Below are 26,746 nucleotides of genomic sequence, written 5' to 3' on the forward strand. Positions count from 1 at the left end.
GCTCGGTCGAGCGCCCAGCGCAGCCTCGCGCAGATCAGAGCTGCTCGGATTCCGGGATCACATGCATCGCCGCCTCCTCCGCCGAGGCGGCACCGTCAATGCCGACGTCGGTAGCGACCAGCTCCTTCTCCAGGTCGGAGTGGGCCCCCTCGTCAGGGGCCACAAGCCGCCCGGCGCGGTCCGCCCCGACCTCGTCGTCGATCAGCTCGCCGTCGGTGTCCGAGGTGTCCCCCAGCCCATCGCCCGTGGGAACGGTGACGTCCGGTGCCTCCTCGGCCAGCCGCTCCTCAAGGCTCTCGCCCAGGCGCTGCTCCGCTGCGGTGGTGCCCACCCGGTCCACGGCCCACGGTCGCTCCGGCGGGGAGTACCCGTCCGAGAGGATCTGCAGCGCGGGATCCTCGAGTGTGTCCTCGGCGTCCAGCAGTCCGGCATCGTCCTGCACCTCGGACCCGTCCGGCTGGTAGACCTCGTCGCCCATGGTGCTCTCGGTCATGTCTCCTCCTCACGGCTCCCTGCTCCCTGCTTTCAGTTTCCGCCAGGCTGCGGTGCCGGCGCCCTGTGGCGAGCCGTTTCGCAAGCCCCATGTCGGCTCAGAGGTGCGGTGCGGTTCTGAGGAGCTCCTGGAAAACCTCTGAAGCGCGCCGGCTGACGCCGACGGTTAGCATGCGAAACGAGGCCCTCAATGGCGACAAGTGGGGATCGCAGAGCCGGCGTCCTTCGACCTTGCATGGAGGCTCCACCGTGCGTACACCCAAGACACTTACTCTCGCATGTCTGCAATTGCTTTTGGGCGCTTCGCTGGCGGGTTGTGTCGACAGTGAGGCTGCGAGCGCTGCGAAGGCGTGTCCGTCCGGACAGATCTCTCAAGGCGGCACGTGCATTCCGACGGACACCGCCGACTTCACCAAGAAGCAGGTCGAAGAATCCCTGAAGAAGTACAAACTCGGTTCAGCCATGGCAGGGGTATGGGTCGACGGCAAGAGAATTTCGAATGTCGCTTCAGGAGAGTCGATGACGGGCGTTCCTGTTGCGACGGACATGCATTTCCGGATTGGCTCGGTTGCGATTCCCTATTTGACGACGGAAATTCTGCTGCTCGTCGACGAGGGCAAGGTCAAGCTTGACGACAAGATTTCCCGGTGGCGCCCCGACCTTCCACACGCGGACGAGATCACACTGAAGATGCTGGCCTCTACCACCTCTGGATACTCGGACTATGTCCGGGATCGTGAGTTCGTGGCCGAGCTCTACAAGAATCCGTTCCGGCAATGGACGGCGGAAGAACTGGTGAAGATCTCCGTCTCCAAGCCGCTCGAGAAAGCCCCGGGAACGGGTTTCGTGTACTCGCACGCCAATTGGGTGATCCTTGGTGACATCATCTCGAAAGTGGAGAAGAAGCCTCTGGCGGAAGTGATGCGGAATGAGATCCTGAAGCCCCTCGGCTTGACCCGGACCGACAACCCGTCAACGGCGGAGATCACCGCCCCGGTACTCCATGCCTTCGACAACGAACGGGGCGTATTCGAGGACTCCACCTACTGGAATCCGTCATGGACGCTGGCCCCGGGAGCGGTCATGACGGGAACGTTGGAGGATATGGGGAAGTCGGTGATGGCACTGGGCGAGGGGAAGTTGCTGACGCCCGAGTCGCACAAGGTACAGATCACACCCGTTTCCAAGCTGTCGCCGACGACCTCCTATGCCCTTGGGCTGGCCGTGCAGAACACCTGGCTCCTGCAGAATCCGTCATTCGCCGGCTATCAGGGAACGATCGCCTATCTGCCTTCCAAGAAGATCGCGATCGCGACGGTCGCGACACAGGGGATCTGCAGCAACACCGCCAAGAATTTCAGTACCGAGCTCTTGATCTCGGTCGCCAACCATGTCGCCCCGGACACTCCCTTGAGCGGCGGCTGAGGAGTACTCACCGCGGCCGCTCCCTCCAGCCGGCCGTCGGGGAAGCCGAGCAGGGGGTGAGCGTCCTGGCCGTGGGCTCAACGCCTGCCAGGACCCAGCCGCTGCCCGCGGCCGGTGCGGATGGCTGCCCGGCTTCAGGCCAGCGCTGCGGCGAGCTCCGGGAGGTAGCCGGCCAGGAAGCCCAGGTCGGTGGCGCGCCCGAAATTCGGGTTACTGCGGTGCTCGGGCAGCCGGATCAGTGCCTGGCGGCCGAAGTAGCCGCCGTCGGCCCCCATGGGTGGGGTGGGCTCGCCGATCCACTCGGGGTCGGCTGCGGCGAGGGACAGGCAGCGCTCGAAGAGGTGGTGGCAGGTTTGTAAGCCGCGGCGCAGCACCACGTGGTACGGGTCGTTCGGGCCGATCGGATAAGGCTCGGCGGCCAGCGTACGGCCCGTGTCGATGCCCTCGTCCACCTGGTGGAGTGTCGCGGAGAACTCCCGCTCGCCGCGCAGCATCGCGTACACCAGAGCCACCTCGGGCAGCCCCCGATAGGCAGGTAGCGGGCCGTGGTGGACGTTCAGGATGCGCAGCCCGGTGGAGAGGACCGGAGCGCGGAAGATCATCCGGTTGTTGACCGACCAGACAAGGCCGTCCGTGCAGGCGGCGGCCAGTTCGGCAGCGACGGTGTTGACGTCCGTGGCGGCCAGGAAGGGCACGTCGGGCCGAGCCGTCCGTGCGGCGGCAGGGCCGCAGACCAGGTCCACGGCCAGGCCGCTGTCCAGAGTGTGCTGTACGGCGCGCCAGAGCAGCGCGCCCTCGCCGACGAAGATCACGACGTGCTCCGCAGCGCGTCGACGGTCTCGACGACCCGGCCGAGCGTCAGATTCTCGCTCAGGGAACCGAGCTGGGTCAGGAACTGCTGTTCCATGGACTGTCCCAGTAGTTCGTCGCCGAGCGCGGCCAGCATCTCCAGGACGGCGAGAGAGTCGCCGCCCAGTGCGTGGAAGTCGGAGGAGGCATCGAGGCGAGTGGCATCGCAGTGCAGGATGCGGGACCAGATCCCGGCGGTCACCGCCGCAGTGCCGAGTCCCGGAGCACGTGGGGCCCCGGGGGGCCTCGTGCCCGTGGGGTTCGTGGCGGGCGCTCCCGAGGCGGCCGGCTTCCCCGGCCCTGCCGCTGCTTCGTCTGCTTCGTCGAAAGGATTCGGCAGCGCGTTGCGGTCGGTCTTGCCGCTGGCCGTCTCCGGCAGCCCGGGCACCGCACACACCACCGAGGGCACCAGGTGGGACGGCAGCGTACGCTCCAACTCCGCCCGTACGGCTGCCTCGTCGAGAGGCGCCGCACCCTCGGCGGGGACCACGTAGGCGCACAGTGCCTGCGGGCCGGTGTGGTGCCTGCGGCGGGCGACCACGGTGGCCTGTGCGAAGTCCGGCAGCGCGGTGAGCGCCGCCTCGACCTCGGCCGGCTCGACCCGGTGACCCCGGATCTTGACCTGCGTGTCGATCCGGCCCGCGTACTCGAGCTGCCCGTCCGGCAGTTGCTGCACCAGGTCGCCGGTCCGGTAGGCGCGCCGGCCGTCCGGGAGGTAGACGAAGCGGTCGGCCGTCAGGTCGGGGCGGCCGAGGTAGCCGCGGGCCAGTTGAACACCCGTTACATAGAGCTCGCCCAACTCGCCGTCCCGGACTTCGTTTCGCTGTTCGTCCAGCACGGCCACGGAGGTGCGGTGTACCGGCACTCCGATCGGCGTGGAGGCGCGTGTGGCGTCGTCGTCGCCGACGACGGCGACCGTACAGGCCACCGTCGCCTCGGTGGGGCCGTAGATATTGACGATCAGACAGTCGGGCCCGAACGACGTGCGTGCCCACTGGCTGCTGGCCGTGGTGAGGTTCTCGCCGCCGAGATGGAGCGCGCGGATGCCGGCCGGTCGGAGGCCGAGCCGGGCGGCGAGCTCGAGGTGGGTCGGGGTCAGCGCCAGGGTGTTGGCTTGCAGCCCCGAGAACATCTCACGCAGTTTGACGGGGTCGAGTTCGCCGGGCACCGGTACGACGGCGCCACCGTGCAGCAGCGGCGGGAAGATCTGCATCATCGAGAGGTCGAAGCCGGGCGAGAAGGAGTACGCGAGCCGGGTCTGCTCGTCGCACCGCAGAAACGGGGCTATCCAGCCGACCACGTTGACGAGGCTCCGGTGCTCGATCTGGACGCCCTTGGGCTTGCCGGTGGAACCGGACGTGTAGATCACGTACGCCAGATCGTCCGGGTCCGGAGCGGCAGCGGCCAGGACGCTGTGCGGCTGCCCGTCGAACGTGGTGCGGTCGCTGCCGACATCCTCGAGGAGGATCGTTGTGCAGTCGGCCCCCTCCGCCGTGTCCGCCGAGGCCGCGTCCGTCAGACAGAAGCGGACCTGAGCGTCGTGCAGCAGCTCCTTGACCCGCTGCGCCGGATTGCGGATGTCCATGGGCAAGAACGCGGCGCCCGCCTTGAGGACACCCCAGACCCCGGCCAGGCCGAGCGCCGAGCGGTCGGCCAGCACACCGACCACCTCGCCGCGCTTGACCCCCCGGGCGAGCAGCACGGCCGCGACAGAGTCCGAGCGGCGGTCCAGATCCCCGTACGACCACGAATGGCTGCCGCCGATCACTGCGGGTGCCTCGGGCCGCCGGGCGGCCTGCGCCCGGAACAGCTGCACCACTGTGGTGTCCAGCGGCGGAAGCCCGTCAGGTCCGGGTGCGAGCAGCCGGTCGGCGGCGGGCTCGCGAGGCGGTGCCGTCGGCGGCGCGCACGAGACCGGCACGGCCGTGCCCAGCGCGGTCTCGATCCGGTCCAGCAGCGACTCGCAGCGCTCGCCCACGTCCGCGGCCCCGCGGGCCGAGATCACCAGTTCGGTGTGCTCGGGCAGTTCGAGCAGTGCGATGCTGACAGGAACCAGGGGGGCATGCACCGGCAGGGCGTACACGGTCGCCGCCGTGAACTCCCCAGTGCTGAATTCCTCGAGCGTCAGTCGGCCGGCGTTGGACACGATTGCCGACGCCAGATAACGGTGCCGGGCGTACGTGGCGGCGCGCGAAGCCCCGATCAGTGCTGCGGCTGCGGGCAGCGGCAGCCGGGCGAGCGCCGTCTCCGCCCCGGCTGCCAGTTCCCGGCGGTCGGCCAGTGCGTTGAGCAACCGCCGGTGCACCGCATCCGTGCCTTGGCCGGCCGGGACGTCGAGGAACACCGGCAGCGCCAGGTTGGCCGTCGACGACACGGTCGGGACGTGCCGCCGCAGATCCACCGGGACCATGATCCGGGCCGCGGGACCACCGACGGCGCCGGAAACCGCCGCCGCCACCTTCGCGGCCAGCGCCGCGTGTCGGCCCGGAACCGTACGCCGCCGCCACACCGAGCCGCTGCCCGGCCGGCCGGCCAGCGGCGAGCGCTGATCGAGGCCGAGGCGGGGCCGCTGCCCGGGGCGGCCGAGCGTGTCCAGCAACTGGTAGTCGGCCGGCGAACCGGCGGCGCCGTGCAGCGGTTCACCACGCAGAGCGCGGAAGACCTCGGCGGCCCAGATCGCCGTGCCCTTGAGGTCCATCACGGCGTGGGAGGCGCGGAACACCACGGTGCTGGGTTCGCCGGTGAGTAGCAGAACCTCGCAGCCGGAGCGGCCTTCCGCCTCGGCCAGCCGGCCGGTGAGCTCCGGCAGGCCGGTGAGTGTACTGCGGTCGAAGGCCCGTCCATCGGCGACCACGATCCGGGCCGGCAGTCCGCTGTCGACCCACATCCTGCCGCGGCGTACCAGGCGCGAGCCCGGGCACGACGCCGAGGCCTGCGCCACGGCGCGGCTCAAGGCCAGGGCGTCGATCGGCCCGGTGCCCTCGACCACCAGCTGGAGCACCAGTAGCTCACCCAGACGGGCTGCCGCCAGATAGGACCACTCGGTCGGTGAGACGGGCCGGCGGAAGGCGGTGCTGCTCCCAGTACCGGCCCCAGGAACAATGCCCGTGGCGGCATGCTGCGCAGTCATGGCTATTTCACCTTCCGGATGAACTCATTGACGCCGCCGATGCTGTTGATCCAGGCCTCCAGTTGAGCCATCCCGGCTTCGTGGCCCACCCGTGGCGGCGCCAGATCCCGTCGCGCCGCCGATATGTCATACGTCGCCGACCGGGTCAGCAGCGCCAGCGAGTAGCGGGAGAGCGGAGGCGAGGAGTGCTTGGCCAGCGGCGGCAGTTTCCAGACCATGTCCGCCGTGAAGGCGATTGTGCGCAGGAGGCTGTGGGAGACGCGCTTGGTCGGAGGTCTGCCGCCGAACCGTTCGGCGAGGCCGGCGAGCGTGCTCCAGATCTCCACCGGCTGTCCGTCGGCTATGAAGTACGCCCTGCCGCCAACGCCGTCTGCACGTGCCGCCCGCACACAGGCATCGGCGGCGTTCTCGCAGTAGCACAGCGAGGCGTACACCGGCCTGCCCCCGGAGAGGTCGGGCAGGCTGCCCGTCATCATCTTCGCGAGCAGCCGCGGCATGAAACCGGAGTGGTCGCGCGGGCCCCACACGGCGCGCGGGCGCAGCGCGACGGTGGTGAAGTCCGCGCGGTCCGCGGCCAGCACCAGTCGCTCCGCGGCGGCCTTGGTCTCCGAGTAGAGGTTGAGGTGGCGTGCGGGGAAGGGCTCGCTCTCGTCGATGTCGAGGCGGTCGCCGCCCTGGATGCTCATCAGCGCGCTGGGGCTGCTGATGAAGACGAAGCGTCGTGCCCCGGCTTCCCGGGCGGCCGACATGAGTCGCTCCGTGCCCGAGACATTCTCGTCCCAGAACTGGCCGCGGGTGCCCCTGTCGGTGACCCGCGCCGCGCTGTGGTGCACCGCATCGATCCCGATCATCGCCCGGCGTACCGAGGCGGCGTCGCGCAGGTCGCCGTACGCGAACTCGATACCTGCGACGGTGCGCAGATAGCTCAGGTCGCTCTCTTCGCGCACCAGCACCCGCACCTGTTCGCCGGCCCGTACACAGGCGTCGACGATATGGCTGCCGAGGAACCCGGATGCGCCCGTCACCAGCACCTTCATACGGAAGCGCCCTTCCTCTTGCGGAGCTGTGTCCGCCACCACGTGGCTCCGAAGAGCATCGTGAGCGCGGCAGTCGCCCACGGTTTGCGCCCGGTGGCGAGTTCCTGCTCCGCGTGCAGCGCGGACGGTATCTGGACCGCGTGGACGACAACGCTCAGGAAGGCGTCGACCCACCACAGAGCGGTCAGCGCCGCATGGTCCAGGGGCAGCAGCGGCCAGGCCACCAGGTACGCCCACCCGAGCAGGGGGACGGTGCGCAGCGCCCGGTCGGCCGCCGTTGGGCGACGACTTCCGGTGAGCTGGTCGTCGGCCCATCCGGCCAGCAGCTCCCGGCGGATCTTGGCGTTGTGGCGGACGTCGACGGGAAACGCGGGGTGCGGCAGGAAGTCCGTGATCGCCTTGGTCATGGGGCTGCGCGCGCCCAGTTCGAGCAACTCGCCCTCGATCCGGGGCCATTGCTTACGGTCGGTGCCAGGTGCCAGCTCCACGCACAGCACCGGCCGCTGCTCGCCGTAGGGGCCGAAGCCCACCAGCGCCGTGCGCTTCACCTGCGGGTGGGTGTTGAAGACGCTCTCGCAGCGCACCGTGTGCAGGTCGCCGTCGGCGGCGCGGACCCGGTGGCTCTTGCGCCCGCAGAACCAGATCCTTCCCTCACCGTCGATCCACCCGACATCACCGGTGCGATGCCAACGACGCTCGCCGTCCTGGATCTTGTGTTCGGCGTCGGCCTGGGGCGTTTGGAAGTAGCGCGGGCTGACCGCCTCACCGCTGACCACGATTTCGCCCATCTCACCGGCTGCCACCGGCAGTTTGCGGGTCCATCGGGGGACCGGCCCGTCGCTGACCGCGATGGTGCGCACCGTTGTGCCGGGTGCGGGCCGGCCGACACAGACACCCAGGCCCTCAGCCGGGCCGGCGGCCGGCCCGGCCAGCGCCTCTCTGCTCTCCACCAGTGCTATCGGCAGCGCCTCGGTCGCCCCGTAGGTGCTGAACACACGTGCCTCGCCGGGCAGTACGGCGCGCAGCGCGCCCATCAGCTCGGGGCTCACCGGTGCGCCACCGGAGACGATCATGTGCAGCGACGGCACGTGGGCGCCGGTCGCTGCCAGATGGGCCGAGAGCGGACCCAGCAGCGCGGGGGAGGCGAACATGGCGTTCACGGAGAAGCGTTGGATCGCGTCGGTCAGCAGTGCCGGGTCGGCGGCGCCGACCCGGCCCATGTTCATCTTCGGCACCACGGCCGTGCGGCCCGCCGCGAGGTCGAACACGCCCATCAGGGGCAGGGTGACGAGAGTGCTTGTCATGTCGGCGGTGAAGTGGCCCTTTTCGACGCCGTACGCCATGCCCCGCAGCATGCCGACGGTCAGCTCGACGGGCTTGGCCGGGCCGGTACTGCCGGTGGTGTAGCCGATCAGTGCGAGGTCGTCGGGCCCGGACTTGAGCGGAGGCAGCTGCGGCAGGCCCGCACCGAGGGCGGTCAACTCCTCCAGCGCGGTGCCGCTCCCGCCGCCCACCTTGATCAGGCTCCGCACTCCGGCAAAGGCACGCGGGCGCAGCCGCCGCAGGATGTGTGCGGCCGGTACGCCGATGAATGCCTGGACACCCACCCGGTGAAGGCAGTCCAGCATGCGGTTCAGCCCCATGCCGGGATCGACCACCACCGGAACCGCGCCGACGTGCAGCAGAGCGAAGACCAGCGTCAGCAGGTCGACGCCCGGAGTCACCAGCAGGGCTGTACGGGTGCCGCGGCGGATGCCGTGCTCTTCCAGTGCGGCGGCGCAGGCGGTGACGCGGGCGGCGAATTCGGCGTAGCCGACCGAGGCGTAGGCAGGTCGGCCGGCCGACTCCATCCGGTCGCCGTCCGGGTGGATGACGGCCGGCTTGTCGGGCGTGCGGACGGCGTGCCGGGCAAGCAGTTCGGTCAGGAACGTGTCCTGGCGCAGTCCGGTTGTGGTGCCAGGCATCAGCGCGCCGCTCCGTCGCTGTCGCAGGCCAGGTGGTAGAGGGAGGCTGCCGAACTCAGCCCGGCGCCAACGGCGAGGAAGAGGATCCGGTCGAAGCCCGCGAGCCTGCCCGCGTCTTGTGCCTGTCGCCAGCCGTGGGCGAGTGCCGAGGTGTGCGGGTCGCCCTGCACCCCTTCGACGGTGACCGCGGCATCGGATGCCACGCCCAGGCGCTTGGCGAGCTGGGCGGGGAAGTCGGGCGACGGCTGGGAGGTGATCAGGAGCGTGCGGTCGAGTACCGCTGTCGCTTCGTCGGCGTCGGTGCCCTCCTCGGCCGCGAGGCAGCCGAGTACGGAGTCGACGGCCAGGTCGAGCATCAGCTCGAGTACGCCGCCGTCGCGGTCGACGACGATGGTGTTGCGCCCCTCGGAGCCGACCTCGCGCAGCGGCAGATACCCGTTGACGCCGTGTGTCCCCAGCGTCGATCGGTGGTGCACCCGGCCGAAGCCACGGGCGTCGTCGGTGCGTTCCAGCAGCAGCGCCGCGCCGGTGCTCGCGTACGGGAACTCGGCAGTACCCGCCTTCGACGGGTCCATCGAGGGATGCGTGTCGGCGGAGACCACCAACACCCGGCGGGCGCTCCCGGTTGCCAGCAGGGCACTGGCCGCCTGGACGGCGTTGAGCACGCCGCAGGCGCCGTTCATGAGGTCGAACGAGAACGCGGCCCGCCTGTCGGGGGCGTGCAGGTAGTCGAGGTTGATACCGATGCGCTTTTGGATGAGCGCGGCGACGGACGGTTCGGAGATGTTGGAGTCGCGGTAGACACCGACGTTGATCAGGACGTCGACGTCCGCGGCGGTGAGCCCGGCTTGTTCCAGGCAGGCACTGCCGGCCGATGCCGCGTACCCGATCGCGCTGCCGGTGTCGTCGACCGGGCTGACGGCGGTGGAGGTGATGACGGTGGCCATGGTCATACCTCCAGCGAGGAGACGGTCGCGGACAGGAAACCGGTCACCACACCCGAGGCGGCGGGTACCAGGAGGATCTTGGACCCCTTGGGTATTCGGCTTTCCGCCAGTGCCTGGTGGAGTACCAGGTAGTGGGAGGTGGTCGCGGTGTTGGCGAACTTCTCGACGACCGAGAGCGTCTGCGGCATCGGTGTGTCGAAGATGTTCTCGCCCACGTGGTTCATGAAGTCGATGAACCGGCTGCCGACCTGGTGCTGGACGACGAAGTCGTATCCCTCGTCAGCGAATTGGCGACCGTCTTCGGCCAGCTTGTCGCGGTGGAACGTCGGCCACAGCGAGAGCCTGTCCTGGGCGTGCATCTCTTTGTTGTTCGTGTACATGGCCAGATCGCCGGTGTCGTCACTGGGCATGCCCAGGCACAGATGCGAGTACTCCGAGCAGGTCATCAGCTCGATGTCGTGGATCACGTCCGCTTCGTCGGTGGCGCGATCGACCATCACGGCGACGGCCGAGTCGCCCACGGAGAGGGACGCGAACTGGGGGTCCCGGCTGTCCTCCATCTCGCGCGCGGCAGTGAAGGCGATCGGGGTGATGTGCTCCCCACTGAGCACCAGGCCGTTGCGCACTTCACCGGAGCGGATCATCCGGTCCAGCAGGTAGACGCCGGTCATCATGCCCGCGCAGGCGTTGGAGACATCGAAGTGAATGGCGGAGTTGGCGCCGATCTCCTTGGCGATGCGGTGGGCGAATGACGGCTCGAACTGGTGTCGCCGGCCGTCCGTCGTGCGGCTGATGGAGCAGGAGACCACGACGTCGATCTCGGCCGGGGCGTAGCGGGAGCGATCCAGGCAGTCGCGGGCTGCCGAGACTGCCATCGTGAGGCAGTCCTCGGGGAGGTCGGCAGTGTCGTCCGCGACGCGGCGCTCGGCCATTCCGGTGATCTTGAAGAGGTCGAATTCCGGAGATTTCTCCATGCGGGTGAGGAGCTGCGGAGTACTCATAACAGCCGAGGGGATATATGTCCCGATGGACTCTAATCGACTCTTATTCATAAACCTCTCCTGGTGATTCCTTGTTCACGCGGCGCGCTGACGGGTGAAAGCCTCAATTGATTCCGGCTTCATCGCCGAGTCGGCCTGGTCATGGTTCATGAAATCCCCGACTTCGGTGCGCCGCCCGATGACGTTAGCGCACTGCTCAGGGGGTCTGACACCACGAGCCTGTGATGATCACCACTCTGTGGTTACAGGGATGTTGCCGAGCGTGATGGCCGAAAATCGGCTGCCGATATTGCGGCAGGATGCCGGCGAGTTCGGCGCGGAATACCGGAGCGGGCTGGAGGGACGGTACCTTCCTCGGTGGAATCGCGCCGGTGCTGCGGGGCTCGCCTCGCCGCGCCTGCCGGATGCGGAGAGGAGAACCCGGTTTTCGAGAGCGCTGGTTGTGCATAATCCGCCGCGATGTCTGTCCGGATCTCGATCATAGGAATGTGGTGCTCTGCGCCGGCCGCCGCCGCGCAGATGAACAGTCGCACCTGGGGGCACGGGCCTGTGAGCGTATTGCGCGTTCACGTACGGGTGCCCGGCTGCGACCGGAAAACCGCGACACGCATCTCCAGTCCCGGCCGGACGAGTTGGACGCGGTGGAGGCAATAGGAACGGATACCGCATTCCGCTGACCACCGCACCCCTCGGGCCCAAGTGGCATGGGGCGGCATCAGCCGGACAAGATTCGACAGCGGTCAGGTGGTCTTGATCTGGCCGCCGTCGATGACGAATTCGGCACCGGTGATGTTGCCGGCGCGGGGGGAGGCCAGGAAGACAGCGAGGTCGGCCACCTCCTGGGGCTCGGTGATCCGTCCGGTGGAGATGCCCATCTGCCGGGGCACGACATCGACCAGGGCCTCCTCGGTGGTACTGCCCGCGCCGGCGGCGACGGTGTCGGCGAAGCCACCGGGGTCGGTCCAGAACGGGGTCCGGACCGGCCCGGGAGCGATGGCGTTGACGCGTACGCCGCGCGGGGCGAACTCCTCCGACAAAGCCTTGGTGAGGTTGCTCAACGCGGCTTTGGCCGCTGAGTAATCCACCACCATGGGGAAGGGCAGCCGGGCGTTGAGGGAACTGATGTTGACGATTGCCCCGCCGCCCACGGCGAGTAGATGCGGCAGCGCGGCACGGCTGGCGCGGACCGCACTGAAGAACGTCAGATCGAAGACCCGTTCCCACTCGGCGTCATCGACGTCCAGGAAGCCGGAGCGGGGGCGGGTCGCGCCGAGGTTGTTGACCAGCAGGTCGATCCTGCCGTGTCGGTCCGCTGCAGCCTGGACCAGCAGGCCCGCACCGTCGGCGGTGGCCAGGTCGACGGGGGTGAAGGCGACGTCGTACCTCTCGCGCAGCGCAGCAAGCTGAGGGGTCTCGGTACGGCTGCCGGCGACGACACGCGCGCCTTCACGGCCGAGCGCCTCGGCGACGGCCAAGCCGATGCCCTTGCTGGCACCAGTGACGACGGCGACCTTGTCGGTGAGGTTCAGATCCATCGGCATGCACTCCTGCGTCATGAACCCAGCATGAAATCCACCCAAATCGGGCGCATGGAGTCAGTATTACGCCTTGTACCAGCGCAGATGCCCATCGCCACGAGCTCGTCGGGGGAGGAGTCGATCGTGCGCCTCCTCCAGGTCGGCCCCCGTTGTCGCGGCCTTGGGCGGTGGCCGGCTGCTGCGGCTTCACCGGCACTGCCGGCCACCGTCTGTGTGTCCCATGACAAGTACGCCCGGAGGGGGCCGGAACATGGTTCCGGCCCCCTCCGGGCGCTTGTGCGGGCACTGCCGGGTTGTGAGGTGTCTCAGGTTCCGGGCTTGCGGCCGTAGACGAAGACGTCGTCACCGTTGCGGAGCAGGCTCCAGTACTTGGCGGCGTCGCTCTTGGTCATGTTCACGCACCCGTGCGAGCCGGGCGGTGCCCAGACGCTGATGCCCACGGAGTGGAAGGCCTGGCCGCGGTCGAAGAACTGGCTGTACGGCATCGGCACGTTGTAGAGGGTGGACACGTGGTCGATGTCGCGCCAGTAGATCTTCTTCAGGCCGGTCCGCGTCTCGTATCCGTCGCGACCGGTACGCACCGCGACCGGTCCGTACACCAGCTTGCCGCCGTCCTGGATCCAGCTGAGCTGGACTGTCAGGTCGACGCAGGCGACGCGGCCCTTGTTTGTGGGGCACTTGCCGGACTTGTTCGGGCTCTTCCCGACGGCTTTCTGCTTGTTCATGAGATCCATGACGCCCCAGGTGATGGGTCCCGCCAGTCCGGCGTTCGGGCTGATCGAGTGCTTCGTCTGGAATGCCTGGATCGCCTTGCAGTCGGCGGCCGACTGTTTTCCGTCCACCGGGCGGCCGAGGAACTTCTCGACCTGCTTCTGGTACGCCCCGGTCCGCGTTGTGCACGAGGCCGCCTGAGCGGTCGTGGTTCCCATGGCCAGAGTGAGCGGGGCCACCAGCGCGGTGATCCCGAGTGCGACGACTCCTCGTCGGCGTATGTCCCCCACGGCTGTCGACTCCTTATGCGGGCGTGTTGCGAGTTCCGCCTGGTAGACGGCAGAGGGGGCGTAGTAGTTGCACGGGGAGAGAAGACGGTTCCGTAACAGCTGCCCAGGCGGGCGACATGGTGGGCCGGGGACTCCGAGGCCGCGATGGGCGGCGCTACGTGGTGGGGAGTGCCGCTACGACAATGCCCAGCTCGCCGACGATCACCATCACGGGCGAGTCATCGCCCAGCGGCAGGCCGATGGGCGCTCGGCCTACGGGGACACGACCGGGCCGGGGGTCTGTGACGCGAACCGGACTGGTGGCACGATAGGCGCACAGACCGTACCGGCGGTCGGTACACGTTTTTTTGGGGCACCTATGAACATCTGGCTCCCATTCCGACTCTTCGCCGCAACAGCCGTGACCGGCCTGATGCTCACCGCCTGCGGGAGTTCTGGCGGGCCCCCGGACGCGTCGGGATCGCCTTCCGCCGCACCGGGGACGTCCTCGCCGTCGCAGTCGCCCACCACGCCCGTTCCCTCGGCCCCGTCGGCGACCACATCGCCGGACACGCAAGCGCCGACCACGCCCGCACCCGGCGGCAGCGCGCCGGCGCTCGGCTCCGGGCGCCTCCAGCCGATCTGGCCGTTCGCCACGCTCGCCGAGGCCCAGGCGTGGCAGCGTGACTATCACTCCGGGGGACACCAGCCCTGGCATCTCGACCCGGACCGGACCGCACTGTCCTTCACCCAGGGCTACCTCGGCTTCCGGGACATCGGCCGAATCTCCGCGCATACCGTCAAGGGTCCGCACGCCCGCATCGGCGTCGCACTGCGCGGGTCCGAGGGCGGCACCGCGGCGATTGTCCACCTCGTGCGGTACGGCACCGGCCCGGACGCCCCGTGGGAGGTCGTGGGTACCGACGACACGACGTTCTCCCTGACCATGCCCGCTTACGGGGCGCTCGTACGATCCCCGATGCTGATCGGCGGGCGGATCACCGGCGTGGACGAGAGCATCCGCGTGCAGGTACGCCAGCCGTCGTCCGCGGCGCCGTTGGGCACCTCGTGCTGCACCTCGGCGGGCGGCAACGGCCAGCCCTGGAAACAGTCGGTGACCTTCTCCGGCGCCCGCGACCCGGTGCTCACGGTTGTCGCCTCCACCGGCGGGCACATCGCCGAGGTCGAACGCTTCACCGTCACGGCGGTGCGCACCGGCTGACCCGGCGGCAAGCTCACCCCAGGGACTGTCGGCTGGGGCCGGGCTGGTTGTCCCGCGCTGTGGCCGCCCGGCGGCAGGGCAGGCGACCCCGGTGTGTTTCTGCCGGGGTCGCCTGCCCTGCTCGCCGGCCACTTGGGGTCAGGAGTGGTCTGCGTTCGAGGAGCCCGGTTGCGGAGCGGGAGGGCAGTCCACCTGGGTGACAGGGGTGTTGTGGATGCCGTCCATGGCGCTCTGGTGTCCGTTGTACTCGTAGTAGAGGTACGAGTAGAACGAGATGCTGCCGTTGCAGCCGGAGTCGGGGGCGATCTGGAACGTGAGAGTGACGGTGCGGCTGGCGCCCGGGGCGAGGGGGAGGGCGTAGTTCACTCCGAGCCCGGTCGTGCCGGTGCCGGTACACGTGGCGCCCTCGGAGGCGCACGAAGTGAACGAGTACTTGAGATCGCTGCGTTGTGATGTGGCCCAGGTCGGCTGAATCGACTGATAGACGAACGCGACGTCGGTGGCCTGGTTGTTGGTGAGCGTCATCGTCAGGTTCACGGTGGAGCCCGGGGCCGCGACCGGCTGATCGACGGTGAAGGTCAGGTCGGGTGTGTCGGCAGCGGCCGGCTGGGCCAGTCCGAGGAGGGCGACGGCGATGGCGAGGACCGCGGCGAGGGCGATCCGTCTCAGGTGTGTGAGGCGCATGGCGAGGGAGGCTAGGAGACCGCGCGGCGCCCCGTCTGCACCCACTGGGCCGTGTCGGCCGCCCTCCCGGCCGGAACCCTCCGCTCTCCGGGAGCCGCCGTCATTGCCTCCGGCATGGGCGTACACCCTGTGTAACGGGCTGCGGGCAGTCTGTGAGCGCCACCAGGTCGAGGTTCCGAGGGCAGACCGGCAATGGCTCATTCCGAACCGGCAGAGGAGGGGCGCGGGAGCCGGCGAGGGAAGGGCGACGGGCCACGGTCGCCCTGATATCCACGGAGGTATCCGATGACTGACAACGACTTCCGGGACTGCCCGCCGGAGGAGGGCATCGCGCAACACGGGGAGTTCAGGCTCACCCTCATCGAGCGGCCCTTCCCCGCCGGCGGAAGGGTTCTGCCCGCTCATGACCCGGCACGGGCACGGGAGTTCGCCGGTGCGTTCGGCACCATCGACACAGTGGTGGAGGAGGTCGACCGGATCGAGGCGACCGAGCGGCTTCCCTTCGCCACCCGCGCGGACCTCGACCTGGTCAGCGTCGGATGCCGGGGAACGGTGACCGAGATCAACGATCCCGCCCTGGTATTCGCCGGGGGCCTTCCCCCTCGCGGAGCAGGCGGACGAGCTGGCCGAGCGCCGTAACGATCCGAAAACACAAGCGAGTTGGCGGGACATGCCGTCTGGTGAGGCTGGCCTCCAGGAGGCAGGCAGGGATCAGATGCGTCAACTCTGGACTTGTGCCAGCAGTAATCGTCGGCAGCACTCTGACCGTCGACGGCGAAGTCAATCGACGGCTCGCGCTCGAGATCCGGTACGAGTCCCTGTACGGCGGCGAGAGATATCAAGTCGTCCCGCATCCGCACCGTTGAATGGTTACCGAAGACGTGGCGCCATACCTGGCTCCCACTTCTGCTGGTACCGGCTCGCCAAGGCCCCGGTGGTGAAGGCGGCTGAAGATGCGTGGGACGTGCCCACGCGCCAGTCGATCTCCTTCACCGCCTGGTACCAGATGATGCCGATGATGTCGCGGTGGCGCGGCAGCGCACGGAACATGCCGGTGATCCACTCTGCTTTCCGCCCGGCGGCGTCCGTGGCGCCGAGTTCGGTGATGACGAGTGGCTTGCGGGTGAAGCGGCGCAGTTCGGTCCTCGTCGGAGTGAAGAGGTGGTCGAACGACTGGTAGTTCTCCTTGCCCACGGTGCCGTAGTAGCCGGACAGCCCCACCCAGTCCACGTATGCGTCTCCCGGGTAGAGCCGGGTAAGCGGTGTGGAGTTCGTGTAGCTGACGTTGGGGCTCCACACCCACAGGGCATTACGTGCTCCCACCGCGTCAAAGATCTTGTGCACATGACGCCACGCTCGGACGTACTCCCCACGGCGGTTGCTGTTGGACTGCTCGCACCAGGGGTACCAGTAGCCGTTCATCTCGTGAGCGAAGCGGATGGCCACCGGGTAGCTGAGCGACTTGATGCCCAGCGCCCATGACCGTATGTATGAATCGAAGGAGCCGTGGATGATCCTCGACAGCCGGTACTCGGACTGCTCTCCACGCAGCGTGGGTTCCTCCGCCTCGGCTCTGTGGTCCCATGGCTCCCAGGCGACCATGGGCAGCATGCCCCGCTTGGCCACACGGTTGATGGCCTGAGCGTCGAAGTGATCGGTCTCCCAGTCGGCCGAGAACTCGTACACCTGCGGGCGGTGCCGGGTCTGCCGGGCAAAATCGGCTGCCTCTGTGAAGCTGTGGGTGCCCGCGGAGGTGAAGACGCCGATGAACGCCTTTCCCGCGGCGGGGAAGAAGACCGTGGGCCTCTGCGGGGCGGGGGGGTGCGACGTGCGATCGTCGTCCGGCAGCACGGTTGTCGGTGGCAGCACTGCGTCGGCGCGCGCGGCTGCCTCGCGGCGTTCGCGGTCCGCCAGATCCGGCGCCACCTGGAAGGTGTACCAGGACAGTAGGGCGGCACACAGCAGCGCGAGCACCCTTGGGGTAGTGACCCTCACCGGTCGGCCCTCGCGGTGCGCAAGCGTGTGGAGACACCTTGGGCCAGGGCCAGCAGCGGTGGGGCAGAGCCGGCCGCAAGGGCCAGCAGCGTCCAGATCCGCATGCCGGTGTAGTCATGGTCGTGGAGGAAGCTGACGGTCAGCAGACCCCCGGCCAGCAGGGCCCACATCAGGTGCAGCCGGAAGGTGCGCAGCGACTCCGAACTGCGCAGCTCGCCCTTGGCGGTGACCACATACGCCAGCGGTCGGCGCAGCAGGGCGTTCGCCGCGGCTGCGATGTAGACGGGCCCGGCGAAGAGCGACAGGAGGATCCCCGCCATACCGATCTCCCGCCTCTCATGCTCGGCGAGGTTGAATCGGCGCAGCCAGAGCCACAGGGCGAATGAGCCGCCCATGCCCGCCGACCACAGCAGGAACCAGGGCAGCCCCGGCAGTTGGATGGACGAGACCCCGAGCAGCATGTACAGGGCGGTGGCGAGGGTGCCGAGCGTCAGGCTCATGGCGACGCTCGGGTAGTAGAACTGAACGAGGTCGTACAGCAGCCGCTGGCGGGGCCGGAGCCGGATGCCCTGCCTCAGCCGCGGGTTGAGTTTGATCTCCCAGATGCCGTAGGCCCAGCGCCTCTGCTGATTGAAGTAGTCGGTCCAGGTGGTCGGGCCCTCGCCCACGGCGACGACGTCGGGGGTGTAGACCCCTTTCCAGCCGTTTCCGGTAGACGGATTGAGCGTGCCGTGGACCCTCATGCTCGTCAGATGGTCCTCGATGATGGAGTCCTGGTAGCCGCCGATCTGCTGCCATGTGGCGACCCGGTAGAGGTGGTTGGTGCCGATCAGCAAGGGGGCGTCCAGACCGTTGCCGCCCCGCTCGACGATGCTGCTGAACAGGTACTGCTGCACCGAGGCGCCGTGGGCGACCCAATTGTCGTAGGCGTTGCCGTACACCTGGGGGGCTACTACAAACGCGGTGTCCGGGTCGTGGAAGTAGCCCAGGGTCCTCTCCAGGAAGCAGGGCAGCGGCACGTGGTCCGGGTCCATCTGGGCGACCACGTCGTACTCGTACTCGTGCTCGGCGCGCCAGGCGTTGTGGTTTCCCGACTTGGTACGCGCACGGAACGGGCCGGACGGCATGTTGTACTCCGGCCGGTCCTTGCGGCTGAAGTGGTGGACCCCCAGGCGCGCGGCCATCTGCCGTACGGTCGGATCGTTTCCCTCGTCCAGGATCCAGACATCCACGGTGCAGTCCCAGCGCGCCACCTCCAGCATGGCCCGCAGCGTCCGCTGAACGACGGCAATCGGCTCCTTGGACGGCACGATGGTGGTGAGCATGGCGACCCGCAGTCCGCGCGGCGGCACCATGGGGATGGGGTCCTTCGCCCGGAAGGCGAACACCCAGATCGCCACCGCCTGCACGATTTTGATCGTCTCGACCGCGATGACCAAGCAGAACCCGAGCCGGGCCAGGAACAGCCAGCCGTTACCGACGCCGGTCACCCCGGGCCCGGGCACATGCTCGGGCAGCAGCAGCCAGCCGATGAATACGATGTCGGCCAGGGCGGTGGTGGCGGTCAGAACTGTGAGCGACACCCGATGGCCCGGTCGCAGCACCGAGCGGAACTCCACTTCCCGGCCCGGGTTGGCCAGCGGGCCGCAGGTCCGGGCAGCACGGGCGTAGGCAGCGACGGCTGAAGCGTTGCGGCGATTCCTCCTCCCGGCGCGCCGATCCAGCCGCAATGAATATGTTGACATGTCCCCCCTTGGTAACAAACAGCGTCACTCAGACATGAAAAAGCCATTACCTGCAGTGAGTAGGACTGCTTGCGTCTGCTGCCCGGTTCCCGGTTGGTTCAGATACGAACGGCGTACAGGGTGCTGTCGTCGCTGCCGAAATACACCGTGTCCTGCGCGACTGTCGGCGAGTGCACAGCAGCGGAGGCCGAGTAGGCCCAAAGCTGCGTTCCTGTCGCAGCGTTCAACGCGTAGAGCTTGGTGTCATCGCTCCCCACGTACACCACCGCTCCAGCTGTGGCCGGCGCATGGACGTCTCCTGTGGCCGTGAACTCCCATCTGGGCTTGCCGGTACCGGCGTCCAGCGCGTGCAGCGTCTTGCCGCCTCCCACGTACACCACTCCCTTGGCAATCGCCGGGTTGGACCCGACGGAGGCACCCCCGAATTGCCAGACTTGCTTCCCTGTGTCTGCGTCGACCGCGTAGAAGTTTCCGTCGGTGCTGCCGAAGTAGACGAAACCGCCCGCCACGGACGGGATGCCGGACACTGCCCCGCGTGTGGTGAAGGCCCACCGCTTCTCGCCCGTGTTCGCGTTCACCGCGTAGAGGCTGGTATCGCTGCTGCCCACGTACACCGTTTCGCCGGACACGGCGGGTGAGTGGGTATCGTTGCCGGCGGCGAAGGCCCACCGACGCTTTCCGCTGGCCGTGTCCACGGCGTAGAGCCGATGATCCGCGCTGCCGACGTACGCGACGCCCCCTGTCACGACCGGGGTATGGACGATGCCTCCGGTGGTGAACCGCCAACGGACCTTCCCTGACAGCGCGTCGAAGGCGTACAGGATGCGGTCGTCGCTGCCGAGGTACACGCTGCCGCCCAGCACGGTGGGTGCGGAGCCGATGGCTGCGGCGGTCGTGTACTTCCACCGTCGCAGCCCGTCGTTGGTGGTCAGCGCGTACAGCGTGCCGTCGTTGCTCGCCGCGTAGATCAGATCCCCGGCCACGCTGGGGTAGGACAGGACCGTGCCGGTGGTGGTGAATCGCCAGCGCAGCGATCCGGCGGCGGCCGACTTCCCGTCCCGCGTCATCGCCCAGGTGGCGGCTGCCAGCCCGCCGGCTCCCAGGGTGCCGGCTGCGGCGTACAGCAGTCGGCGACGGCTGACCGGCCGCTCTGGCATGGGCTCCGGCAGACTCTGCGGCTGCTCTGGGGCGGGGGCTGGGACGGGGACGGGCGTGTGCCGCGCCGTAGTCGAGGTGGGCACGTCCGGGAAAGCGGGCGTCCCCGCCGCATCTTCGCCCTGCCAGGCCTTCGGCAGCCAGCCCGCGTCGAGCAGTTCCACCGGTGACCGGCCGCCGGTCAGAGCGGGCATCAGGGCCGAAAGTGCCGGGCGGTCGGCGGGCTGCTTCGCAAGGCACCGACTGATCAGCGAGCGCAACTCTGCCGGTATCGCTTGGAGATTGGGCTCCTCGTGCACCACGCGAAACAACAGTGCCGGCACAGACGCCTCACCGAAGGGGCCGGCGCCCATCGCGGCGAAGGCCAGAACCGAGCCGAGCGAGAACACGTCGGTCGCGGGCTCGATCGGGAGTCCCTGGATCTGCTCGGGCGACATATAGCCCGGAGATCCGATCGTGGTGCCGGTGAGCGTCAGTCCACTGTGCTCGGCGAGCCGGGAGATCCCGAAGTCGATCACACGTGGCCCGTCCTGGGCCAGGAGCACATTGGCGGGCTTGAGGTCCCGGTGGATCAGAGCCGCACCATGAATTGCCGTCAGCGCTTCCACCAGCGCCGCGCCGAGCGCCCGCACGGACCGCTCCGGCAGGGGGCCGCTCTTCTGCACCGCCTGCTGCAGTGAGGGGCCGGGAATGTACGCGGTCGCCAGCCACGGCTGGCGCCCTTCGGGGTCTGCATCGACCACCCCGGCTGTGAAGAACCCGCTCACGGCGCGGGAGGCGATCACCTCGCGGGCGAAGCGCTGCCGGAAGGCGGGCTCCTGCACGTACTCCGGGCGGATGACCTTGATCGCGACCTGCCGACCGCTCGGCGAGTACCCGAGGTAGACCCGGCCCATGCCGCCACTGCCCAACTGGGCGGCCAGCCGGTACGGCCCCACGACGACGGGGTCGTCAGGCCCCAATGGTTCCAAGGTGCCCCCCCCGGGTCACATCCTGGACAAACAACCATTTCACTTGCCGCGGAAGTGTATCGGATACTCATTGAAATCAGATATCGAAGTCGGTCATCTCCATAAGTAGGATGAGATGAACGCATGTTGTGTTCGGGCCGTTGGGTATGAGCCTGCGTGACGACTCTGATGCAGAGCATCACCGTGGGCCGGTTGTGGCGATTCTGCGTGGATGGTCGAAGCGAGCCGAGCGCCGTCGGACGGGTGACCGCACGGGAGCGCCGTACCTGCCAACACGACCTGGGATATAGCCAGTTCCCCGTACGGCGTCGGCATGGACCAGTACGTCTTGACGCGGCCGAACAAGGGCCAACCACCGTTGGATACGGTTGTCGCGGATACGGCGGGGTCACTGGCTGCCGGTGCGAAGGGGCGGGGGCGGCGGCGTATGGAGATGCTGGACGGGTCGGATCCGGTGGCTGTTGGTGGCTATCCGCTGTTGGCGCGGCTCGGTGAAGGTGGCATGGGGCGGGTGTATCTGTCGCGGACCGTGTCGGGGCGTCCGCTGGCGTTGAAGATGGTGCGTGCCGAGTTCGGGCGCGAGCTGGGGTTCGAGGAGCGGTTCGCCCGCGAGATCCGCAACAGCGACCGGGTGCGTTCCCCATGGACTGTTTCGGTCGTGGACTACAGCCCCGTGGGGCAGCGGCCGCAGTGGCTCGCTACGGAGTACGTTGCCGCGCCCTCGTTGGCGGAGTGGGTGCAGCGGTACGGGCCGCTGCCCGAGCGGTCCGTACTGGCTCTGGCAGTTGAGCTTTCGGCGGCGCTGGGGGCGGTGCATGCGGCTGGGCTCGCGCACCGGGATGTGAAACCGTCCAATGTGCTGTTGAGTCGTCGTGGTCCCCTGCTCATCGATTTCGGAATCGCCCGTGCCGCCGAGGACTCGCGCCACACGCGAACCGGCGGCGTGATCGGCTCTCCCGGCTATCTGTCGCCCGAGCAGGCGAGCGCCGGGGGTTCGGGCGGACCGGGTGACGTCTTCTCGTCGGCTGCCGTGCTGGTGTACGCGGCGACCGGAACCGGCCCGTTTTCCCGCTCTGGCGAGGAGGTCTCTGCAGCGGTGCTGCTGTACCGCATCGTGCACGAGGAACCGACTCTCGACGGAGTGCCGGCAGCCCTGGCCTCGCTGCTGCGGTCCTGCCTGACCAAGGACCCGCAGCAGCGGCCCACGGCGAGCACCGTCGGCGCGCTGCTGGAGGGTCTCGGCGGCCGGACCGGGGACTGGCTGCAGCTGCTGCCTGAGGCGTTGGAGACGGATCTCGCCGCGCGGGAGGCGCAGGCACACGCGCTGATTTCCGCGCCGGTGTGCCCCCCGTCCCCGGCGTCCGTATCGGGTGAGGCGGCGCACGGCCCCGATTCCGACGGGGGGACAGCCGTCGGCCCGTTCGCTACCGGTGTCCCGCGATGGCGGTCGTCCGGCCGTGCCGCCTGGGCGATCGCAGGCGCCATCGCCGCGGCTCTGCTCGCGACGGCGGGTACGCTCGCGCTGCAGCATCGCGAGGCTGACGACGCGACCGGCGGGAAGCCGTCACAGTCCCCCAACGTCGCTTCCCTGCCCACGTCCTGGACAGGCACATGGGTGGGCACCGGCCCGGGCACCCCGTCCGCCGACGGCGTCACTCAGGCCCGGACCAACGATTTCGCCGTCACCCTGACGCTGCATCCTGCGCGGCGGGGTGAGCTGGCGGGCAAGCAGGTCAGCGAGGTGACCGAAGTGGGCACCGGCCGCGAGCTGGGCTGCACCGAGGCCCTGGAGCTGCGGGAGGTACGCAAGACATCCATGGTCTTCGAGGCGGTCACCAGCCACCCCACCGACCAGTCGGCCGTCGCATCCTGCCCCAAGGGCAATATCTACGTGGTCACGATGACGGGCCGCGACACCTTGAGTCTGGACGACGAGGGCGCGCAGTCGGCCGGCGCGCCATCCGCTCTCACCAGGCGTTGATGGGCGCGGCTGCTGATGCTGACCGCCGATCATGGACGTGATGGGCGGCGTCGCCTGCGCCGGGCTGCGGCGTTGGGTGGCGGCGTCGCGGCGGCTCGTTCCGTGATCCCACCCGGCCAATCGTTCTACCTCGACGGACGGGATCCGGTGACGCGTTCATGATCAGCTAGGGTGACGGACGCCTGGCGCCGAAGCCGGGCTCCCCTCACATGTGAACACGTACCGGAGAGCGTAGTTGACTACCCGTCATTCCCTGAACACGCTGGTCAGAGCCGTACCCAGTCCCATAGCCGCGGCTTCGGCACTGACCAGCCCCTCCCGCCCGGACCGTATCGAAGACCCCGTCATCGCCCGGATGCAGCGCGTCCGCACGGCGCTGGGGCTGGTGGCCATGGCGTGGCTGCTCCTGGCCTATCCGTTGCGCGAAGGGCGCGAGGATTTCGTGCTCGGCAAGCTGGAGGAGCTGCTGATCGGCTGTTGCATCGTTGTGGTGGCCGGTGTCGTCGGCGTCAGCCTCTTCATCTTCTCGGCCCGAGCGCCCCTGGGGCGCATGTATGCGGGCCGCATCGGTGGCCCACTGTCCGCGTTGGGTGCGGTGCCCCTCGGAGCGGGCGTGGTCTGGCTGACGGTGGCCGCCCTGGGCGGCGACATCGTCTCGACCGCGGATGTGGGTCCTCACGACTTCACCTTCGGGCTGTTCGGTCACACCGTGGGCACGCTGATCAGTGGTCTGGTGATCGCTCTGCTGTTCATCGCGGCCGGGCTCGCCTGCGCTGCCGTTCTCGTCGCGGCGGTGTGCTTCACCCTTGCGGCCGCTGTCACCGGACTGAATTCCTGCTTTCGTACCGGGGACGTTCATGAGCTGCTGCCGGCCCTGCTCTCACCGCTGCTGGTCTGGTCGCTCTTCGGTCTTCAGCTCTTCGACGACGCGGATGTGGCCGCGCCTCCGCTCGTGATCTACGCCTTCTCGCTCGGCGGCCCGCTGTCGGTGTCCGCGCTGTCGCTCTGGGAAGTGCGGCGGCTGCGCACCCGTTATGGCATGACGCTCCGGTCGGTGCTGGGCCGGTAGCGGTCAGAGCCCGGCTGCCTCGGCGAGCCGGGCACTGGCGACGTCCCGGGCCCCATGAGTGCCGGACAGCACAGCCGGATCGTGGGTGCCGCCGCCCGAAGCTAGAGCGAGACCTCCCGGCCCATTCCGCGCTCACGTGCGGCGGCCAGGACCAGGGCCGCCGCGGCGGCGTCCTGCACGGCCACGCCGACCGACTTGTAGAGGGTGATCTGCTCGTCGCTGGTTCGCCCGGTGGCTGTTCCAGCGACCAGCTCGCCCAGCTCGGCCCGCACATGCCCGGCGCTGATCAGGCCGCGTTCGATCGGCTCGGCGAGATCACGGTTGGGAGGCACCGCGGACAGTGCGGCCGAGCGCGATTCCACGAACAGCAGCGCGTCGACGACGGTCTGGTCGTCGATCTCCCGGCCTTGCGGGTTGTAACCGACCGAGGTGATGTGTGTGCCCGGTGTGATCCAGTCACGGCGGACGACCGGCTCTTGTGCGTACGTTGCCGCGCAGACGACATCGGCATCATCGAGTGCTTCCTCGTACGATTCGACGGCCCGAACCGCCACACCGGCGGTAGCCGGGTCGTCCGAGACCTCCTCTGCCAGTGCCGACGCCTTGGCCCGGTCCCGGCCGGCGATGCGGAGCTCGCGGATCGGTCGTACCCGGACCGCAGCCACCGCGTGAGCGCGCGCCTGCGGGCCGGTCCCGAGGACCGCCAGTACGGAAGCGTCCTCGCGGGCCAGCAGTCGGGCGGACAGAGCCGAACAGGCGCCGGTGCGGGCCGCTGTGAGCCAGGTCGCGTCCATGAGCGCCGCCGGTACGCCGGTGTCCGGGTCGAAGACGGCGACCACGCCCTGGCGTACGGGGACAGGCCCGCCCGCGTTTCCCGGGAACACTGACACCAGCTTGCTGATCAGCGCCCGGGTCGAGGGAACGTAGGCGGGCATGTCGACCAGCATCGTCGCCGTGAGCCCAGGAACCGGCGCTGCGGTCCGCGCGGGGACCACGGCGTCCCCGGCGCTCAGGTCGGCCATCGCCCCTGCGAGCGCGTCGATCAGCGCATCGCAGTCCAGCAGCGCCGCAACGTCCTCTTGACCAAGAATCAGCATGTCTCGGCACACTACCGTGGCTTATTCCACCCGGCATTGGGGATCGAGCGCGTGCCGTCGGGCACGCCGGGTTCGGGGACTGCCAGAAACTCGGCGTCATTTCGAGTCCAGAGCACGGGAGTTGGGGGCGAGCACCGTGCGACGCGCGCCTGCCTCCGGCAGGGTGTTTCATGGCCTACCTTCGGAAAATCAAGGCGAATTGGAGAAATTCACCTGATCGATGCGTATGTATCGCTGTTTCTCACCCTGAGTGCCGACCGCGCAGTAACTTGCCTATTCCTTGCCCGGATTGAGTGGGGATGCCCGTGGCCGGAGAGAACCTCCCGCAGCACCAGTACAGCCGCACAGAGGCCACTCGCCTGCTGTGTGCCGGGGTCTACCTGGACATGTCCTTCCGTCGCCGCGTCGTGGGTGAATTGGTCGGACACCCGGAGCGGCCCGTGGCACCGCCGCTGGGCGTGGACGTCCTGCCAGTGCTGGCACACGCCCTGCGCGTTATGCGCCAGGAGACGACGACGGCGCTGCTGCTGCTCGCCGTGTGGAGCGGATTCCTGATCACCGACGTGGTGATGTTCTGGGATGCCCTGGGGGACCAGCGGGGCGCAGGTTCCGACGTGCAGTTCCATGACGTGCTGACGGCCTTCTATTCCGGGGACGAGGCCCTGAAGCTCACCGGAGGGCTGCCGCTGCCCTGGTCCCAGCTGTACGCCATGGTCGCGGTGGCGCTGTGGTTCGCCGGCTCGGTGTCCGGGCGGGGGACTGACGGCCTCTCTGCCGGGCGGAGTGGCCAGGTGGCCCAGGCCGTGCAGGGGGCAGGACGGCTGGTGGGCGTTGGTGACATCGCCGTACGCCTCGCTCCAGGCGGCACAGCTCGAGAGCCGGAAACTCAACGGCTACGAAGTCATCACGTTGGAGGAGAGCTCGGGGGCCGCGCGGAAGGCCGCCACGCACGAGTACCGCGCCGACGAAGTCGCCGGGGAGTCGCAGAGCTTCACCCGGCATGTCATCGATCACCGCTTCGAAGCGGAGGACGGGCAGCGGTACGCCATAGTGGCCTACGGTTCCGACGCCGACGGTTCCGACGACGAGCAGGAGCTGCTGGACACGGCCCTCAGGTGGTTCTGTCCTCCCGGCAAACAGTGTGCGGCGCCGACCGGCTGACGGGCGGGGCCACGGAACCGTTCACCTGCGTGCCCCATGGCTGCCGACACTCCCCGATTTGGGCCGTCGCTGTGACCGCGTCGCAGAGGGCTCCGGGTGACGCCCCTCGGGCGGAGTATGAAAGCGCGGCCCCGGGCTCCGTGTACGGGGGATGACACGGAGGCCGGGGCTCGCTGTACTCAACTTAGCGTCCAAGGCGATGCAGAACGTACCTGTGGCGTGAATCGGCCAATCCGGAGCCGTGGCGTCAGGGCGGTTCCAGGGTGCCGCCGGTGGCTCCGGCGGCACCCCGTGACGAGAGGA

21 protein-coding genes are annotated in these 26,746 nt (G+C 68.7%); 7 read left to right on the plus strand and 14 right to left on the minus strand.

Translation table 11 applies throughout. From position 1 onward, the window contains the following. Positions 1-34: 34 nt before the first annotated feature. Positions 35-493 (minus strand): DUF5709 domain-containing protein, encoded by a 459-nt coding sequence (locus OG735_RS39000; RefSeq protein ID WP_327327868.1) that lies wholly within the window; start codon positions 491-493, stop codon positions 35-37. A 248-nt stretch (positions 494-741) separates the two neighbouring features. Between OG735_RS39000 and OG735_RS39005 the strand changes: the two genes are divergently transcribed. Next, positions 742-1,917 carry a serine hydrolase domain-containing protein gene (locus OG735_RS39005; RefSeq protein WP_327327869.1) on the plus strand — a complete coding sequence of 392 codons (1,176 nt, stop codon included), beginning with the start codon at positions 742-744 and terminating at the stop codon, positions 1,915-1,917. 134 nt (positions 1,918-2,051) lie between these two features. Here OG735_RS39005 and OG735_RS39010 read toward each other — a convergent pair whose 3' ends face one another. From OG735_RS39010 to OG735_RS39045, 8 genes are all read right to left on the minus strand, one after another. Continuing rightward, positions 2,052-2,729: a formyltransferase family protein gene (locus OG735_RS39010; protein WP_327327870.1), complete on the minus strand. Its 678-nt coding sequence runs from the start codon at positions 2,727-2,729 to the stop codon at positions 2,052-2,054. Next, positions 2,726-5,896 carry a non-ribosomal peptide synthetase gene (locus OG735_RS39015; protein ID WP_327327871.1) on the minus strand — a complete coding sequence of 1,057 codons (3,171 nt, stop codon included), beginning with the start codon at positions 5,894-5,896 and terminating at the stop codon, positions 2,726-2,728. The genes OG735_RS39010 and OG735_RS39015 overlap by 4 nt, the downstream gene beginning before the upstream one ends. A 2-nt stretch (positions 5,897-5,898) precedes the next feature. Then, positions 5,899-6,972 carry an NAD-dependent epimerase/dehydratase family protein gene (locus OG735_RS39020; protein WP_327327872.1) on the minus strand — a complete coding sequence of 358 codons (1,074 nt, stop codon included), beginning with the start codon at positions 6,970-6,972 and terminating at the stop codon, positions 5,899-5,901. Beyond that, the gene (locus tag OG735_RS39025) at positions 6,930-8,897 is read right to left on the minus strand and encodes a fatty acid CoA ligase family protein (protein WP_327327873.1); all 1,968 of its coding nucleotides are present in this window, start codon (positions 8,895-8,897) and stop codon (positions 6,930-6,932) included. The genes OG735_RS39020 and OG735_RS39025 overlap by 43 nt, the downstream gene beginning before the upstream one ends. Further along, positions 8,897-9,844, minus strand: coding sequence for a hypothetical protein (locus OG735_RS39030; RefSeq protein ID WP_327327874.1), 948 nt, complete (start codon positions 9,842-9,844; stop codon positions 8,897-8,899). The genes OG735_RS39025 and OG735_RS39030 overlap by 1 nt, the downstream gene beginning before the upstream one ends. A gap of 2 nt (positions 9,845-9,846) precedes the next feature. Next, on the minus strand, positions 9,847-10,845 hold the full coding sequence (locus OG735_RS39035; RefSeq protein ID WP_327327875.1) for a 3-oxoacyl-ACP synthase III family protein: 999 nt from the start codon (positions 10,843-10,845) through the stop codon (positions 9,847-9,849). Positions 10,846-11,585: 740 nt separating this feature from the next. Further along, positions 11,586-12,380 carry an oxidoreductase gene (locus OG735_RS39040; protein WP_327328607.1) on the minus strand — a complete coding sequence of 265 codons (795 nt, stop codon included), beginning with the start codon at positions 12,378-12,380 and terminating at the stop codon, positions 11,586-11,588. 308 nt (positions 12,381-12,688) lie between these two features. After that, the gene (locus OG735_RS39045) at positions 12,689-13,384 is read right to left on the minus strand and encodes a L,D-transpeptidase (protein WP_327327876.1); all 696 of its coding nucleotides are present in this window, start codon (positions 13,382-13,384) and stop codon (positions 12,689-12,691) included. Between the two features lie 358 nt (positions 13,385-13,742). On the opposite strand from OG735_RS39045, the gene OG735_RS39050 reads away from it, so the two are divergent. Then, on the plus strand, positions 13,743-14,585 hold the full coding sequence (locus OG735_RS39050) for a hypothetical protein (RefSeq protein ID WP_327327877.1): 843 nt from the start codon (positions 13,743-13,745) through the stop codon (positions 14,583-14,585). A gap of 138 nt (positions 14,586-14,723) precedes the next feature. Here OG735_RS39050 and OG735_RS39055 read toward each other — a convergent pair whose 3' ends face one another. Continuing rightward, on the minus strand, positions 14,724-15,269 hold the full coding sequence (locus OG735_RS39055) for a hypothetical protein (RefSeq protein ID WP_327327878.1): 546 nt from the start codon (positions 15,267-15,269) through the stop codon (positions 14,724-14,726). Positions 15,270-15,554: 285 nt separating this feature from the next. On the opposite strand from OG735_RS39055, the gene OG735_RS39060 reads away from it, so the two are divergent. Both OG735_RS39060 and OG735_RS39065 read left to right on the plus strand, forming a co-directional pair. Next, positions 15,555-15,908 (plus strand): DUF6333 family protein, encoded by a 354-nt coding sequence (locus OG735_RS39060; protein ID WP_327327879.1) that lies wholly within the window; start codon positions 15,555-15,557, stop codon positions 15,906-15,908. 95 nt (positions 15,909-16,003) lie between these two features. Beyond that, positions 16,004-16,135, plus strand: coding sequence for a hypothetical protein (locus OG735_RS39065; protein WP_327327880.1), 132 nt, complete (start codon positions 16,004-16,006; stop codon positions 16,133-16,135). A 4-nt stretch (positions 16,136-16,139) separates the two neighbouring features. Here the strand turns inward: OG735_RS39065 and OG735_RS39070 are convergent, their stop codons facing one another. The 3 genes from OG735_RS39070 to OG735_RS39080 all read right to left on the minus strand — a co-directional run bounded on the left by OG735_RS39070 (position 16,140) and on the right by OG735_RS39080 (position 21,126). Further along, positions 16,140-17,264, minus strand: coding sequence for a glycoside hydrolase family 26 protein (locus OG735_RS39070; RefSeq protein WP_327327881.1), 1,125 nt, complete (start codon positions 17,262-17,264; stop codon positions 16,140-16,142). Further along, positions 17,261-19,009 (minus strand): glycosyltransferase family 2 protein, encoded by a 1,749-nt coding sequence (locus OG735_RS39075; protein WP_327327882.1) that lies wholly within the window; start codon positions 19,007-19,009, stop codon positions 17,261-17,263. The genes OG735_RS39070 and OG735_RS39075 overlap by 4 nt, the downstream gene beginning before the upstream one ends. 98 nt (positions 19,010-19,107) lie before the next feature. After that, the gene (locus OG735_RS39080) at positions 19,108-21,126 is read right to left on the minus strand and encodes a serine/threonine-protein kinase (RefSeq protein ID WP_327327883.1); all 2,019 of its coding nucleotides are present in this window, start codon (positions 21,124-21,126) and stop codon (positions 19,108-19,110) included. 436 nt (positions 21,127-21,562) lie between these two features. Here OG735_RS39080 and OG735_RS39085 point away from each other — a divergent pair, with 436 nt between their 5' ends. Together OG735_RS39085 and OG735_RS39090 are read left to right on the plus strand one after the other, a co-directional pair. After that, complete coding sequence (locus OG735_RS39085; protein ID WP_327327884.1) at positions 21,563-23,116, plus strand: serine/threonine-protein kinase; 1,554 nt, start codon at positions 21,563-21,565, stop codon at positions 23,114-23,116. A gap of 235 nt (positions 23,117-23,351) precedes the next feature. After that, positions 23,352-24,185, plus strand: a complete 834-nt coding sequence (locus OG735_RS39090) for a hypothetical protein (protein ID WP_327327885.1) — start codon at positions 23,352-23,354, stop codon at positions 24,183-24,185. Between the two features lie 101 nt (positions 24,186-24,286). Here OG735_RS39090 and OG735_RS39095 read toward each other — a convergent pair whose 3' ends face one another. Further along, the gene (locus OG735_RS39095; RefSeq protein WP_327327886.1) at positions 24,287-25,282 is read right to left on the minus strand and encodes an ornithine cyclodeaminase family protein; all 996 of its coding nucleotides are present in this window, start codon (positions 25,280-25,282) and stop codon (positions 24,287-24,289) included. 834 nt (positions 25,283-26,116) lie between these two features. Between OG735_RS39095 and OG735_RS39100 the strand changes: the two genes are divergently transcribed. Then, positions 26,117-26,443: a hypothetical protein gene (locus OG735_RS39100; RefSeq protein WP_327327887.1), complete on the plus strand. Its 327-nt coding sequence runs from the start codon at positions 26,117-26,119 to the stop codon at positions 26,441-26,443. Positions 26,444-26,746: the final 303 nt, after the last annotated feature.

Source organism: Streptomyces sp. NBC_01210 (assembly GCF_036010325.1).
Taxonomy (GTDB): domain Bacteria; phylum Actinomycetota; class Actinomycetes; order Streptomycetales; family Streptomycetaceae; genus Streptomyces.